This is a genomic window from Nitrospirota bacterium (assembly GCA_040756155.1).
Lineage (GTDB): Bacteria > Nitrospirota > Thermodesulfovibrionia > JACRGW01 > JBFLZU01 > JBFLZU01.
In genome coordinates, this window is sequence record JBFLZU010000105.1 from 1 (window position 1) to 14,725 (window position 14,725).

Genomic DNA, 14,725 nt, shown 5'->3' on the forward strand with positions numbered 1-14,725 from the left:
ATAGAATGATAGATGTTTTAAAAAATAAAGGCAGAAACCCTGCAAGAGATATAGTAGAAAATATCGAAAAGGCTGTTGATACCTTTGCAAGCGGCCAGCCGCAATTCGATGATATGACCCTCATGGTGGTCAAGGTTTTATAAAGCATTTCTGCTTTTTGACAATGAGCCAGTAATCTATTGACTGTTATATCTTTTTCTGGTATCTTAGATTTGAAACTGAGGAATATTTTTCATAACTTATGAAAATAGAGCCAGAAATAAATAAACTCACTCAGGCAATTATCGCTGGGGAATCTAAAAAGTCTGTTGATCTGGCTGAAAAACTCCTCAAGGGTGGCCTCCCTGTAGAGAAGCTCATTGATGACGGAGTAACCGCAGCGCTTCGATCTCTGGATGCAAAATGCACAAATGAAGAATTTAACCTCCTTGAAATAATGCTTGCAGGACGAGCCATGATGGCGGTAATGGATGATGTAGTTGCAAGGTATCTTCCAAAATCGTCCCGCATGAACCACGAATCTGAAAAGACCATTGTCTTAGGCACCATAAAAGGCGACATCCATGACCTCGGAAAACATGTGATAAAGATGCTCTTGCGAGCTAATGACTTCAGGGTAATTGACATCGGCAAGGATGTGAATCCTGAAGATTTTGTAAAGGCTGCAATAATGGAGGGTGCGGGATATATAGGGGTGAGTAGCTTAATAACAGTGACTATTCCATACATAAGGGAGATTAAAGATATTCTCTCCAGAGAGGGTTTAATGGATATAAAAGTTATAGCTGGTGGTGCTGCGATACAACAGACAAGGCCTAAAGATCTTAATGTGGATTATGTTGCAAAGGATGCCTTTGATACCCTCCATTATCTTGAAGGAGCAAAGGACAAGTCTATGACCCTCTTAAATTTTTTGCCATGACATCCTATGAGAAATTGCTCAGCGTAATAAATGGTGTGTTACCTGAAGAAAGACCTGTTGCTCCTGAGGTCTTCGGCCTCACAGCGAGAATTAATGGATACAACGTCTTTCAGTATGTGAGTGATGGGAGCGTAATAGCAGAAAGTCAACTTAAGGCGAGAGAGGCTATTGGCTACGATATTTTATTCGCTTTTGCAGACCTATCTGTAGAGGCAGAGGCATTGGGATGCACTCTCCATTACGAAGAGGACGCATACCCATTTATCGAAAAACATGTTCTCAGGGACATGTATGACATAAAGGAATTGAAATTCCCAGACCCTTCAAAGGACGGTAGGATGCCTGTTCTCCTTAAAGCCTGCAGGTGGCTCAGAGAAGCAGCAGGAAATGAGTGCCTTATAGCTGCCTGCGTTCTGGGACCTCTCACCATTGCCTCGCAGCTCATGGGTCTTGAAAGATTTCTCTATCAATTAGCTGATGGACCTGAGAGAGTGGAACAACTTCTGGACTTTACCGAAGAGGTTGCTATAAGGTAAGGTACGGTAAGGCACTTATAAGGGCAGGGGCACATTGCCCTGTCGTCTTTGACCCTGTTGCATCACCTGCTGTTATCCCCCCTTACCTTTTTGACCGTTTAGAAGTTCAGAGACTAAGGAGAATGTATAATTCATTTAAAGAGGAGGGTTCGCCAGTCTCGTGGATAAGTATTGCCGGAGCAACCCATAAAATCATCCCCTATTTTGAAAAGTCAGGAGTGAATCTTGCTACTATAGACTATGTGGTACCCCTTTCAGAGGCCTTCGAACTTGGAGGCAATATCGTGTTAAATGGGAATTTGAAACCTTACTCTTTTGTTTCTGATACTCCACATGAGATAAAGGAGAAAGTAAAAAACTGTCTCAATGAGGCGGAGGGGAAAAGGAATTATATAGTTGGTTCGGGATGTGAAATCCCTCTTGAGACGAGTATAGAGAATGTCCGCGCCCTTGTGGAAGCGGTGAGGGAATTTGACCAATGTCGCTGATAAAACTTAAAAGAGAGCACGCAGGAGAGAAAAATGGTGATAGAGCAGTAAAAGAAAGATGGACTAATACTGCCCTTTCAACGGTTATTAAATTGAATAACATTACAGGTTTTCTTCCGATCAATCTGGAGAAAACCCTAAAGGCAGTAGTTAATGAGACATATAATCTCTTCTGTCCCCAGATATGTTGTATCTTCATGGTAGGACAGGTAGGTAGATTCGAACCTGCTGCATTCAGAACATCCGACGGCTCGATGCCTGATATCCATATCGACTCGACTGTGAATGCCTGTGTCTCTTTGAGGGATGGTTTGCCTTACATAGCCTGCAGTGGAGCAAACTATAGCGCATTATGCCCGAATCGCAAGGTTCCTGATAATGTTTCATCATCTCACGTCTGTATCCCTATGATAACAGGTGGTGATGTGAATGGTGTATTATCCGTATCCTATCAGCCTGAAAGGGTGCTAACCCACGATGAGATGAATGTGCTCCTTTCCATAGCAAACCAGGCATCCATGACTATACAGCGTTATAAGCTCTTTGAGACCCTGAAGAAGGAAAGGCTCGAAATCGAGAAGGCCTACACCGAGATAAGCATTCTCAATGAGAGACTGAAGGAGAAGATAGAAGAACTAAAAGAAGCCAGGTATAGATTGTTACAATCTGAGAAGCTTGTAGCGATCGGAGAGCTTGTAGCAGGATTATGTCATGAGATTAACAATCCGTTAAGCGTAATATTGAATAGGATTGAATGTCTGAGAATGGAATCAAAGGAGATTTTTCTGCCGGAAGGTGTACTTAAGGATCTGGATGTTATCTTTTTGTTTGCTACAAAGGTCTCATCCATGGTGCAGGACCTTTTAATCTTCTCGAGACCACATTCTGTAGAGTTTAAACCTGTAAATATAACAGACATCCTCGAAGCGGTCATAAAAATGCTCGATGGCGACATAAATAAAAGCGGATGTGCTGTCCATACGAATATACCTTTCTCTACACCTGATATTTATGGATGTCCCGAAAGATTAGAGCGGGTATTCCACAACCTACTATCCAACGCAATAGATGCTATGCCAGAAGGAGGAAGGATTTACATAGAGGCTGAAGTCTCCGATGAGAAGCCTGATTTTCTCGAGGTCAAGGTCAGGGATGAAGGTGAAGGGATACCTGAAGAAAATCTCCACAGGATATTTGACCCATTCTTCACAACTAAAAAACTGGGCAGGGGAACAGGCCTGGGGCTCTCCATCTGTTATGGCATTATTAAAAACCATGGGGGAGATATCACGGTAAAAAGTATTGTGAATGAAGGTAGCGTTTTTACAGTATATCTGCCTTTAAAAAGAGTTTCGTCCAGTAACCGGGGGTAGTGTATGTCTAAGGGAAAGATACTGGTTATAGATGATGAAGAAGAGATGCTTGAGAATTATTTGAGACTTCTCAAGAAGCTAAACTATGATTGTATTGCTCAAAAGGACAGTGGTAAGGCGATAAAAGAGTTAGAGCTGCATAATCCTGATGTCATACTTACAGACCTCAGGATGTCTGGCAAGAGCGGACTTGAGGTCCTCGATGCAGCAAAGGAGATCAACCCTGAAACCCCTGTCATCTTAATAACAGCCTATGGAGATATTCCTACCGCTGTAGAATCTATAAAGAGAGGGGCCTTCGATTTTATCGCTAAACCATTCTCAACAGACCAACTCAGGATAGTTCTTGAAAGGGCGATGAAATATAAAATGCTATCCGATGAAAATAAAAGGCTGAAAGAGGAGCTGATGACATCTTCCATGGGTGAACTTATCGGTAACTCTGAGGTTATGCGTGAAGTAAATGAGATTATAAAACGCGTATCCCTGACGGATGCAAATATTCTTATTACAGGTGAGAGTGGGACCGGAAAAGAAATGGTTGCAAGGCTCATTCATGCAAGGAGCCAGAGAAAATCAAAACCCTTTATTCCTGTTGATTGTGTGGCACTGCCAGAAAACCTTCTCGAAAGTGAGTTGTTCGGATATGAGAAAGGAGCATTTACCGGTGCTAATACAAGCAGACCGGGACTCTTAGAGGCTACTCAGGGAGGTACTCTTTTTCTTGATGAGGTTGGAGAGATGCCACTGACTCTGCAGGCGAAGCTTTTAAGGACGATTCAGGAGAGAGAAGTGAGGCGACTCGGCAGCAGCAAGTTCATAGCAATAGATATCAGAATAATATCAGCAACAAACAGAGACCTTAAAAAGAGTGTTTCAGAAGAGACATTCAGAGATGACCTCTACTATCGCCTCAATGTGATCCGTGTCCTTGTGCCACCTCTAAGAAATAGAAGGGAAGATATCCCCTTGCTTGCGTTATATTTTCTGCATAAATTTAACGATATGCACAAAAAGAATGTAAAGGGTATATCTTCAGATGCAATGGTAATTCTTGAGAATTATTCGTGGCCAGGCAATGTGAGGGAGCTCCAGAATGTTATTGAAAGAGCGGTTGTTATGTGTGATGGAGAAAAAATAAACATTAGAGACCTTCCAGAGGAAATCCATAGGACACTACCTCCTGTCTTTGTAGAGACACTCCCATATAAGGAGGCAAAGGAGGAATGGCTTGCCGCCTTTGAAAGGAATTACCTTCGAGCTCTTTTAAACAGTACTTCAGTTAACATTTCCAAGGCTGCTGAAAAGGCAGGAATTAATAGAAAGACTATACATCGTCTCATAAAAAGATATAAACTTGATATTAGAAACAAAGATTAGTTAGTCTTGGGGCATCTCTTAATTAATAGGTAATTCTATCATGAATGTTGTTCCATTTCCCCCACTGCCTCTTACCGTTATATCACCGCCATGCGCCTTGACGATGTTATAGCTAATGCTGAGGTCGAGTCCGGCTCCTTTGCCTATTTCTCCGAAGGTGAAGTGTGGGTCGAACATTCTTTGCCTTAAATGTCGTGGGATGCTTGGACCATTGTCTGATATCTCGATAATTACCCAACCATTCCTTTTATGGGCCTTTATATGTATTTTATCGCCCTTCCCTGAATCGCTAATTCTATGGATGGCATTTGTTATCAAGCTTACCAATACACGCTCCATTCTGATTTTGTCGATGAAAACCACAGTATCGTCAATCTCGATACATGTCCTTATCTTATAGGTTTCAAGAACCTCCCTCACAAGTTGAACTGTTTTGTCAACAAGGGACCTTACATCTGTTTGGTTTTTTTCAAGGACTGGAACCCTTGAAAAGAGAAAGAGGTCACCGACAATATTACTCATCCGTGCGGTAGATATATTAATTTTACTAGCTACTTCCCTGATTCCATTATGGATAGAAGCGATGTCTATCAACAATTCACTGTACTCACTCACCGCTGTCAATGGTTTGTATAATTCATGGGCAACACCTGTAATCGTCCGTGCCAGTACAGAGAGCTTCTCTGCCTGTATAAGCCTTAGCTCCATTTCTTTCTCAGCAGTTATATCCTTTACGACGATAACACAACCTGTCTCCTTATTATTTATAAGTCTCGGGAATGTCCTGAATGAAAACACCCTGTCACCTATAGAGATCTCCATAGAGGAAATACTCTTGTATACATCCTTACACTCAGATACAAATGATTCACCGAGGATTTCGAATATCCCTTTACCTACTGCATCTCTTCCATACATCCTTTTGGCGGCATCGTTCATCATCTGGACTCTGCAATCTCTGTCAAGGATAAGTACCATGTCCTGTATCGAATCAAAGGTGTGTTGCCATTGTTCTGCCCAATCACGAAGGGCTGTCTCCCGCTCTTTGACTTTAGACTCGAGAGTCGAGACCCTCAGGAGGGATATAGTCGAGAAAACGATAAAGAGAGAAAGTCCTAAGAGGATAATAACTATAGCAATATTCTTTGCCTTCTGAAGCTCCTGTGTTGCAGATTTTAATCTCGCATTTGCCAGGTATGTAGCCCTTTCATATGCTGCTTCGACAAAGGGAATAATCTGGTTTGTAGTGGCTAAGAGCTTTTCAGATTGGCGAGCGAAATCTTTTGAAGGCATTTCTATTACAAGCTCATTGACTAACCTCTCTGCATTCTCTATTCGAGCCATTATATGCTGTGGGTGATGACATCCGTAGCACTGACTCACAATGTTCCGGGCTCTTTCAATGAGACCTTTTGTTTTTGCCCTAAAATTACTTCTCTCGATGGATTTATCCAGCTCAAAAATGACATCTTTAAATTCAGCCCGCTTTATCAGGCTTTTTTGTGCCTCGGTAAGGGATTCCACCCTTTCTTTAACTACAATAAGCCTTGCGCCCATGAACAGGATGCCTGCTGTGGTAATGAAAAGATAAAATAGCATAATCACCAAAAATATTCGTCTCATAACCCTTTTCTTAGAGATAGCAAAATCTATTCCCCTTTGTTACTGTTTATTGCATATTATTGCATACCCCTAAGAATTAAGCACTTACAATGGTTCATGCCCTTTGATTACGGATTATGGAACACAATTTTAGGGACACGGCTGTCCCAAAATAATGAGACATTAATGTCCCTGTCAAAAGAGTTACAATACAATCGAAATTTGAGTAGTCATTAGAAAATAGATTATTTGGGGGACATCTATGCCACAAATGTTTTAGTACGAAAAACCCAATTTTAACCTAACCTTTTGGAAAATTAAGCATTTTCTTTTATTTATCTCGATGGCACAATGTTTGCTAATTTTCCTCTAATTTGAGGATAGAAACCTTACCTCCAATCTAAACGCAGAGAATTTTAACTTGACGACAAAACACTTTCAGGTAGTAATCCCAGATTATAAATACTGGCGGCAGAACATAAGGTGCCAGACAGGGTGTCCTGTTAATACCGACTCCAGAGGCTATGTAAGGGCTATAGCAGAGGGGGACTACGAGAAGGCATACTGGATAGCCCGGATGCCTAATCCACTCGCCTCTATATGCGGAAGGATTTGTGGTGCCCATTGTGAGGTGGCTTGCAGAAGAAGGACTGTTGATGCAGCTATCGCCATAAGGGCATTAAAGAGATTCGTTACAGAGAGATTCGGGGTCGAGATTTGCCACGATAAGAAGGATTTCGTCCAGAATTTTGTAGGGAGATTTAAAGAGGATGGCAGTGGAATAATTGGAATTGCAAAAGAGACTGCAAGGCCTATTTCGATCGTTGGCTCGGGTCCAGCAGGTCTTGCCTGTGCCCATGACCTCGCTCTTATGGGATATAAATCCATCATCTATGAAATGGAGAAGGTAGCCGGGGGAATGTGCGCTGTAGGCATTCCGCCATACAGACTTCCGAGAGAGACACTTGAAGCAGAGATTAATGCAATAAGGGCACTCGGTGTTGAAATCCGACTGGGTGTTGAGATCGGCAGGGATATCCCTCTCAAGAGACTTTATGAAGAATCTGCTGCTGTGCTTTTAGCGGTGGGAGCAAATAAGGCAAGAATCCTTCCTATCGATGGTGCAGACAGCAGGGGGGTCTTCGGAGGTGTTGACTTCCTGAGGGATGTCTCTACTGGTAAAGAGGTGAAGATAGGACCAAAGGTGGTGGCGATCGGAGGCGGAAATGTGGCTTATGATGTAGCAAGGACAGCATTAAGACAGAATGGTGTGGAGTCTGTTGCCTTAATATGTATAGAGGATTTCGAACATATGCTTGCTGATAAGATAGAAATAGAGGAAGGAGAGGAGGAAGGGGTCAAAAGATTCAATAGTTATGGCCCTCATAAAATAAATTCGGATGGAGATGGTAGTGTAAGGTCTGTAACATTTAAGAGGGTTATTTCCATCTTCGACAGTGAAGGGAATTTCAATCCCACCTATGATGAGTCCGATATGATAACACTTTCTGCCGATACGGTCTTTTTTGCAATAGGTCAGGCATACGACCTTTCATTTCTTGATGGAAGCGGGCTTGACATAGTGCGGACGGAGAGAGGGACGATAAAGGTTAGTCCAGATAGGGTTTCCACATCTGTCCCCGGGTTATTTATAGCCGGTGACCTTGCCTATGGACAGAAGCTTGTTATAGATGCGGTGGCAAGTGGTAAGGGGGCTGCTATTGCGATACATGAGTATATAAGCAGGAAAACCTTAAAGCTAAAAACAGAAGAGTTTCACCTAAGAGAATACGAACAGGAGGTCTCACGCAATGAGGTAGCACACCCTAAGGATTATGAAAAGATAAAGAGAAGACCTATCCCCACAATCCCGACAGAGGATAGGGTAAAAAATGTCTTCACTGTTGTCGAGACAGGCTTTACAGAGGATATGGCAGAGGAGCAGGGAGGAAGGTGTCTGAACTGTGCCGTTAATACAATATTTAACAGTGAGAGGTGCATCCTCTGTGGTGGATGTGCCGATGTATGTCCTGAGTACTGTCTGCGGATTGTAAGTCTTGAGAATATCAGGGGTGATGAAACCCTTACAGCACTTTATAGAACCAGATATGGTGAGGAACCTGCAGGTAAACCACCCCACCCAAAGGGTGGGGCTTTCTGGTGGGGTGGTAAAGGTTCAGCGATCATAAAGGATGAAGATAGGTGTATAAGATGCGGTCTCTGTGCAAAGAGATGTCCTGTTGGTGCAATAACCATGGAGAGATTTTTATTTAAGGAGGTGTGGGCAAGTGAGTAACGAGACAAATAATAAAGAGGGTGTATCGAGGAGGAATTTTCTGAGCCTGGCGTCCTGGGGGGCTGCGATCCTCGCATCAATACCTGTAGTGGGTGGGTCATTGAGAATGATGAAACCTACTGTCCATTATGAGGAATCAACTAAATTCAAGATAGGAACGACCGAGAACTTCCCTATAGGCACTATAAGAAAGTTGGATGACCAGAAGGTCTTTATACTCTCTGACGATGAAGGGCTTTATGCAATATCCGCTGTCTGCACCCATCTCGGTTGTATCGTCTTTAAGACCGAGTTGGGTTTCCAGTGCCCATGCCATGGCTCAAGATACAATGAAAGAGGTAAGGTTATCGCTGGACCTGCGCCGAGGGCCCTCCCCTGGTTCGAGATAACCCAGGATGTGAATGGGACCATTATCGTCGATGCTTCAAAGGAAGTTCCCCAGGGGACAAAATATAAGTTTGTATAGATGAGGTCTATAAAATGGAAGAGAAGGCTCGGTCAGGGATAGCCAGATTCAAGGAGAATATAAGGTCACTCAAGAGGTCATTCCTCAGTTCCTTTCTGAGGAGTGGCAAGCCCGTATCTGATAAGTCGAGGGCTGAGGTGATAGTCAACAACTTCTTCCTCCATATGCAGGGAGTCAAGACCCACCTGAATACCTTAAGACCTACTTACACCTTCGGCCTCGGGCTTATATCCTTCTTCCTGTTCGTGATTGTTACCATTTCAGGTATCCTCCTTATGGTCTATTACAGTCCATCCATAGAGCATGCCTACAACACTGTCAAAGACATAAACTATGTTGTTTTTGGTGGAAGGCTCATAAGGAATATCCACAAATGGGCGGGTGAGGGCATGATAATCTTTGTTATGCTCCACATGGCGAGGGTCTTCTATACAGGCTCTTACAAGCAGGGGAGGGAATTCAACTGGATTGTAGGTGTTATGCTCCTTACACTCACCATGGGGGTAAACCTCTCGGGGTATATGCTTCCATGGGATCAGCTTGCATATTGGGCACTATTGATAGTAGCGAATATCATAGGGTCTCCGAGGGAGATCACAGACGCCCTCGGAATAACAAGATACTTTGATATTGGAGGCTTCTTCAAGGAACTCTCCTTAGGCGGCACGATTGCAGGGAAGGAGTCCCTCATAAGGGTTTATCTCCTCCATATAATACTTCTTCCAGGACTCATGTTTATATTTTTAGCTGTCCATTTCTGGAGGATAAGGAAGGACGGTGGACTTACAAAACCTGAGACCTTTGCGCCCACGGAGAAGACAGAAAAGACAGGTGGAATCTTTGTGCCCTATAAGACCTATGGATTGATGGCCCTTTCAGAGGGCAAGACACCTGCTGTTGACAGGGATGTGGAGAATTCTGTGCTGAGCTGGCCCCATCTCCTTCGGGCAGAGCTGGCAGTGTTTATGCTTACCCTCGCTGGTGTGATTGTTTATTCCTTCTATATAAATGCACCCATAAAAGAGCCTGCCAATCCCCTTATACCTGAAAACCCTGCAAAGGCACCCTGGTATTTCCTTGGACTTCAGGAGTTGCTTTCATATTCTGCATTCATGGGTGGTGTTGGTCTCCCGGGTATGGCACTCTTGGGATTTGTCTTGATACCGTATCTTGACAGAGAACAAGAGTATGTGGGGATATGGTTTTCGAATAAACAGGGGAAGATTGTGGCCCTTGAGGCACTAATTGTGGGGACGGTAGTTAATATAGGGTTACTCGCTTTTGTGGTCAATTTCGGCTGGTTTAGGAACTGGTGGCCGGATATACCGCAGTTATTGATTACACTGATAAATCCTGGCAATATCTGGGTCGGTTTTATGATCGCCTACTCAATATGGGTCATAAAGAGGACAGGTTCTACGAGGATGGGAGCTATTGCACTGTTTACCATGTTTCTTATTAGCTATGTCATCTTCACTGCTATGGGGACCTACTTCAGAGGTCCTAACTGGGAATTCTTCTGGTCAAAGAGCCAGTGGCCGATACATTAAGAACAGTTAAGAGTTATGAGTTTTGAGTGATGAGTTTTTAATAAAGCGGGAGAGATATGTACACGAGATTCTGCCTGACACTGGTATTACTATCAGCCCTTGTTTTACTTACCTTTACAGCCTTTGCTATCTATGAAGTGCTGATGCCTGAATGGAAAGATTATCAGACCGAATACAGAGATTTACTCATCAAAAAGGCAAAGGATGAGGCTGCAAAGAGAAGAGCAAAGGCACTGGATGTCAAGGTTCAACAGATTTACCTCGATAGCCTGAAAAGGGTTGACCGCTGCACGAGCTGCCACACAGGTGTTGATAACCCCTTGATGGCGGATGCAAAGGTTCCCTTCAAACAACATAGCGGTGACTATTTAAAGAGCCATCCTCAGGAGAGATTCGGCTGCACTGTCTGTCACTATGGGCAGGGTCGTGCCACAAACAAGAGAGAGGCACACGGCGTGATACCTGTGACCCAGTGGGATTACCCTATTGCATACCGTCTAAAGACACCCTCACCTATGGTGGAGTACCCTGGTGCTGGTCGCGAGATCCACTGGGATTTTCCTATTATACCCTTAAAGTATATCCAGAGCTCCTGTACCCAATGTCACGACCTCAGGTTTATGAAAAGTAGAATGATGGATAAGATTGTGAGGGGTGAGCAGCTCTTCAGGGAGAAGGGATGCAGGGGCTGCCATAAACTTAATGGTGTTGGTGGAGACATCGGTAAAGCCCTCGATGTCGTTGGCTCCCAGCCCTATGCCTATTTCCCCATGAGGTATGTTAAAGGTGAGAAGACGGTCTATGCCTGGCACAAAGAGCATCTTCTTGGTCCGAGTGAGCTTGTGCCTGAAAGTGAGATGAAGGCCAAGACTACAGAGGAAGAGTCAGAACTTCTTACCACCTATGTGTTATCGCTGCGATCAGAAGAGATGCCAAGGAGCTATAGACGGATAAGATATACGCCCCCAGAAAGACCCCGTGACGGCGAGGGATTGTATAAGATGTTCTGCATCGCCTGTCATGCCACAGGTAAGGAGAGCATCTATGACGAGGTCTTTAATCGGACTGTGCCGTCGATAATGAATCCTCCCTTCTTAAAGATCGCCGATGATAAGGAGTTAAAGGCGATAATTAAAGAGGGAAGGAAGGGGACACAGATGACCTCATGGAAGGCAGAGGCTGCAGGGCTTTCTGATACTGAGATTGATAGGATTATTAGGTATATCACGAAAAAGAGACCAAAAGACAGAGCCAGGCCCTTTGAATTTTCGAAATTTAAGGGCGATATGAAAAGGGGCGAGGAGTTATACAATCTCCGTTGTGCCCTCTGCCATAGCCCCAAAGGCGAAGGGGGTTTAGGACTCAATCTCAGAAATCCAGCCGTGCAGAAACTCGTTGGTCCAGAATTTCTTGCAATAACAGTTCGTGATGGGAGGGCAGGCACTCCAATGCCACCTTTTGGCAAAAAAGGTGTTGGGCTTTCAGACCAGGATATAGTTGATGTGGTCTCCTATGTGAAGACGCTTTCAAAGAAGAAATAAGAGAGGATTGGAAATGAAAAGAGCTGTTAAGACATTTAAGAAATCTCACCTACTGCCTGTACTGTCAATTATCCTCTTGATATCTCAACAGATAGGGATTGCTTACGAGACAGAGACCAAAAAGCCTGATCTGGGCAAGAATATCTATGAAGAGCGCTGTATGATATGCCATGGAGCTAAAGGAAATGGCAAGGGTCTGGCGGGCGTCATGAAGAGAGCAGAAAAGAACGGCCGTATAATAAATGTGGAGCCAAGAGACTTCACCATCGGCGTTTTCAGGTTCCGCTCTACACCAACAGGATATCTGCCTACCGATGAAGACTTAATGTTTTTGATTGATAAGGGCATCACAAGGTCATTCATGCCCCCTCATAAAGACCAACTTACAATGGAGGAGAAAAAGGCTGTTATTGGGTATATAAAGACCTTTTCAACAAGATGGAAGGAGGAAGAGCAGGGTGAATCCATACCTGTAAAAAAACCAAGATGGGTTGGCAGCAGTAAATCTGTTGAAAGGGGCAAAAAGGTATACAAAGAGATGAAGTGCTGGGAATGCCATGGAGAGCATGGCAAGGGTGACGGTCCAAAATCAGACAAGATTGAAGACGACTGGGGAAAGCCCATAGTGCCCTTTAATTTTACAGTCGGTGCACTCAAAAGAGGGGCTTCAGCAGAAGATATTTATATAACCTATACCACTGGCCTTGATGGGACAGGGATGCCTTCCTATGAAGACTCATTGGGTGAGGGAGACAGATGGCACCTTGCCTCATATACGCTTAAATTGATGGGGAAGATTAAGTGATCGAAAGAAAGGGGGTGATAATTAAAATTATAAAATGGTGTAAAAGGATGGCAAGTTGTTCTTTAGTTGTTAGCTTAAAAGGTGTCATTTAAATAATGACACAAAAGGGAGGCTAAGGTATGGAAGCGATCAGAAAGAATTTAAAGGTTGGGATGTTGTTTCTCTTAGTGCTTCTGTTGGGTGCGATTGTGGCTACCCTTAGGGGCGCTGATGCCGTAGATACAAAGACTCTTGATCTCGGCAAGAAGGTTTATGAGAACCGCTGTATAATATGTCATGGAGATAAGGGTGATGGTAAAGGTCTGGTTGGTATTATTCACAGATTCCAGAAGAGGGGTGCTGTTCAGACCATATATCCGAGGGATTTTACAACAGGGGTATTCAGATTCCGCACAACCCCTACAGGTTATTTGCCAACAGATGATGACCTCCTAAGAGTAGTAACTAATGGTATTCCCAGGGCATATATGCCATCTCATGAGGATCTACCACTGGAGGAGCGAAAGGCTGTCATTCAGTACATAAAGACATTTTCAAAGAGATGGAAAGAGGAAGAAACAGGCGAACCATTTGTTGTGAAAGCTCCAAAGTGGGTTGGGACGCATGATTCCATAGAGAATGGCAAGAAATTATACGAAGAGATGAAGTGCTGGGAATGCCATGGAGAGCATGGCAAGGGTGACGGTCCAAAATCAGACAGACTAAAAGATGACTGGGGAGACCCGATACTTCCCTTTGATTTTACCACTGGTGCCACAAAGATGGGATTTGCCTCTGAAAATGTGTATACTGCATATACCACAGGTCTTGATGGGAGCGGAATGCCCTCTTATGAAGATTCAATGACTGAGGAAGAAAGATGGCACCTTGTCTCATATACCCTCTTGTTAATGGAGCGTGTGCCAGTTGCCAAAAAATAACTGCATGAAATTGTAAGAAGGAGGTCTGAAAATGTCTAAAAATAAAATTAATAGAAGAAATTTCCTTAAGTTCTTAGGCATCGCTGGTGCTGCGGGAGCAGTTGCCGGCGCAGGTATGATCATGCCAGAAGGTGTCCTTCCTGAATCAACAAAAAGGACACTTCTGGCAAGGGCTGAAGGAAGCAAAGGGAGTCAGAAGTATGAGATAAAGCCTGGTGAGTATGATACATACTATGGATTCTGGAGTGGTGGACATTCAGGCGAAGTAAGGGTCCTCGGCATCCCTTCGATGCGGGAGATCAAGAGGATACCTGTTTTCAATATTGAGTGCGGCTCTGGATGGGGAATAACGAATGAAAGCAAGAAACTCCTGAAAGGTCTTATTGTAGGAGATACCCATCATGTCCACGGCTCTTACAGAAATGGCACATACGATGGGAAATATCTTTGGGTGAATGACAAGGCCAATAACAGGCTTGCGAGGATCAGGATCGATTATATGGAGGTTGACTCTATTATCACTATACCGAATACACAGGGTATGCACGGGACCTTTCCCCAGAGGCACCCAAAGACAGAATGGATTGCTATAAACAGCGAGTTTCAGTCACCTATACCAAATAGAACAGGGGTGCCCCCAAAGGAATATTACGGTGCCCATACCATCGTGGATGCTGAGAGGATGGCTGTTATATGCCAGGTGATGGTTGAGGAAAACCTTGACCTTGCTGCAACGGACTATCAGGGCAAGTATTCCTTTGCGACATCTTACAACATAGAGCAGGGCGTTGTTATCTCAGAGATGCTCGCAGCAGACCACGACTACCTGCTTGTATTTAACTGGGA

The 14,725-nt window shown here is 43.9% G+C and carries 13 protein-coding genes; 12 read left to right on the forward strand and 1 reads right to left on the reverse strand.

All coding sequences use genetic code 11. The features are described 5' to 3' along the window. Positions 1-241 precede the first annotated feature (241 nt). From AB1488_10010 to AB1488_10030, 5 genes are read left to right on the forward strand one after another with little or no spacing between them, the layout of a single operon-like run. Positions 242-922, forward strand: coding sequence for a cobalamin-dependent protein (locus tag AB1488_10010; GenBank protein ID MEW6410425.1), 681 nt, complete (start codon positions 242-244; stop codon positions 920-922). Then, positions 919-1,458 carry a uroporphyrinogen decarboxylase family protein gene (locus AB1488_10015; GenBank protein MEW6410426.1) on the forward strand — a complete coding sequence of 180 codons (540 nt, stop codon included), beginning with the start codon at positions 919-921 and terminating at the stop codon, positions 1,456-1,458. The genes AB1488_10010 and AB1488_10015 overlap by 4 nt, the downstream gene beginning before the upstream one ends. A gap of 17 nt (positions 1,459-1,475) precedes the next feature. Then, entirely contained in the window at positions 1,476-1,946 is a 471-nt protein-coding gene (locus AB1488_10020; protein MEW6410427.1) for a uroporphyrinogen decarboxylase family protein, read from the forward strand. Beyond that, positions 1,937-3,319: an ATP-binding protein gene (locus AB1488_10025; protein MEW6410428.1), complete on the forward strand. Its 1,383-nt coding sequence runs from the start codon at positions 1,937-1,939 to the stop codon at positions 3,317-3,319. The genes AB1488_10020 and AB1488_10025 overlap by 10 nt, the downstream gene beginning before the upstream one ends. A gap of 3 nt (positions 3,320-3,322) precedes the next feature. Continuing rightward, positions 3,323-4,699, forward strand: a complete 1,377-nt coding sequence (locus tag AB1488_10030) for a sigma-54 dependent transcriptional regulator (protein MEW6410429.1) — start codon at positions 3,323-3,325, stop codon at positions 4,697-4,699. Between the two features lie 18 nt (positions 4,700-4,717). On the opposite strand, the gene AB1488_10035 is transcribed toward AB1488_10030, so the two are convergent. Continuing rightward, on the reverse strand, positions 4,718-6,322 hold the full coding sequence (locus AB1488_10035) for an ATP-binding protein (GenBank protein MEW6410430.1): 1,605 nt from the start codon (positions 6,320-6,322) through the stop codon (positions 4,718-4,720). Between the two features lie 400 nt (positions 6,323-6,722). Here AB1488_10035 and AB1488_10040 point away from each other — a divergent pair, with 400 nt between their 5' ends. The 7 genes from AB1488_10040 to AB1488_10070 all read left to right on the forward strand — a co-directional run. Continuing rightward, the gene (locus AB1488_10040; GenBank protein ID MEW6410431.1) at positions 6,723-8,597 is read left to right on the forward strand and encodes an FAD-dependent oxidoreductase; all 1,875 of its coding nucleotides are present in this window, start codon (positions 6,723-6,725) and stop codon (positions 8,595-8,597) included. Then, positions 8,590-9,063 carry a Rieske (2Fe-2S) protein gene (locus AB1488_10045; protein ID MEW6410432.1) on the forward strand — a complete coding sequence of 158 codons (474 nt, stop codon included), beginning with the start codon at positions 8,590-8,592 and terminating at the stop codon, positions 9,061-9,063. Before AB1488_10040 ends, AB1488_10045 begins: the two co-directional genes overlap by 8 nt. Positions 9,064-9,077: 14 nt before the next feature. Further along, positions 9,078-10,613, forward strand: a complete 1,536-nt coding sequence (locus AB1488_10050; protein ID MEW6410433.1) for a cytochrome b N-terminal domain-containing protein — start codon at positions 9,078-9,080, stop codon at positions 10,611-10,613. A gap of 56 nt (positions 10,614-10,669) precedes the next feature. After that, positions 10,670-12,154 carry a c-type cytochrome gene (locus AB1488_10055; protein ID MEW6410434.1) on the forward strand — a complete coding sequence of 495 codons (1,485 nt, stop codon included), beginning with the start codon at positions 10,670-10,672 and terminating at the stop codon, positions 12,152-12,154. 13 nt (positions 12,155-12,167) lie between these two features. Beyond that, complete coding sequence (locus tag AB1488_10060) at positions 12,168-12,959, forward strand: c-type cytochrome (GenBank protein MEW6410435.1); 792 nt, start codon at positions 12,168-12,170, stop codon at positions 12,957-12,959. Positions 12,960-13,078: 119 nt separating this feature from the next. After that, positions 13,079-13,879, forward strand: coding sequence for a cytochrome c (locus AB1488_10065; GenBank protein ID MEW6410436.1), 801 nt, complete (start codon positions 13,079-13,081; stop codon positions 13,877-13,879). A 31-nt stretch (positions 13,880-13,910) separates the two neighbouring features. Further along, positions 13,911-14,725: twin-arginine translocation signal domain-containing protein (locus tag AB1488_10070; protein ID MEW6410437.1), on the forward strand; the 815-nt coding region annotated here is incomplete at its 3' end.

Bases quoted from the DNA above. Each gene is read 5' to 3' on its own strand.
- AB1488_10055 (MEW6410434.1), top strand. From the start codon at position 10,670: ATGTACACGAGATTCTGCCTGACACTGGTATTACTATCAGCCCTTGTT.
- AB1488_10030 (MEW6410429.1), top strand. From the start codon at position 3,323: ATGTCTAAGGGAAAGATACTGGTTATAGATGATGAAGAAGAGATGCTT.
- AB1488_10035 (MEW6410430.1), bottom strand. From the start codon at position 6,322: ATGAGACGAATATTTTTGGTGATTATGCTATTTTATCTTTTCATTACC.
- AB1488_10010 (MEW6410425.1), top strand. From the start codon at position 242: ATGAAAATAGAGCCAGAAATAAATAAACTCACTCAGGCAATTATCGCT.
- AB1488_10025 (MEW6410428.1), top strand. From the start codon at position 1,937: ATGTCGCTGATAAAACTTAAAAGAGAGCACGCAGGAGAGAAAAATGGT.
- AB1488_10060 (MEW6410435.1), top strand. From the start codon at position 12,168: ATGAAAAGAGCTGTTAAGACATTTAAGAAATCTCACCTACTGCCTGTA.
- AB1488_10050 (MEW6410433.1), top strand. From the start codon at position 9,078: ATGGAAGAGAAGGCTCGGTCAGGGATAGCCAGATTCAAGGAGAATATA.
- AB1488_10065 (MEW6410436.1), top strand. From the start codon at position 13,079: ATGGAAGCGATCAGAAAGAATTTAAAGGTTGGGATGTTGTTTCTCTTA.
- AB1488_10015 (MEW6410426.1), top strand. From the start codon at position 919: ATGACATCCTATGAGAAATTGCTCAGCGTAATAAATGGTGTGTTACCT.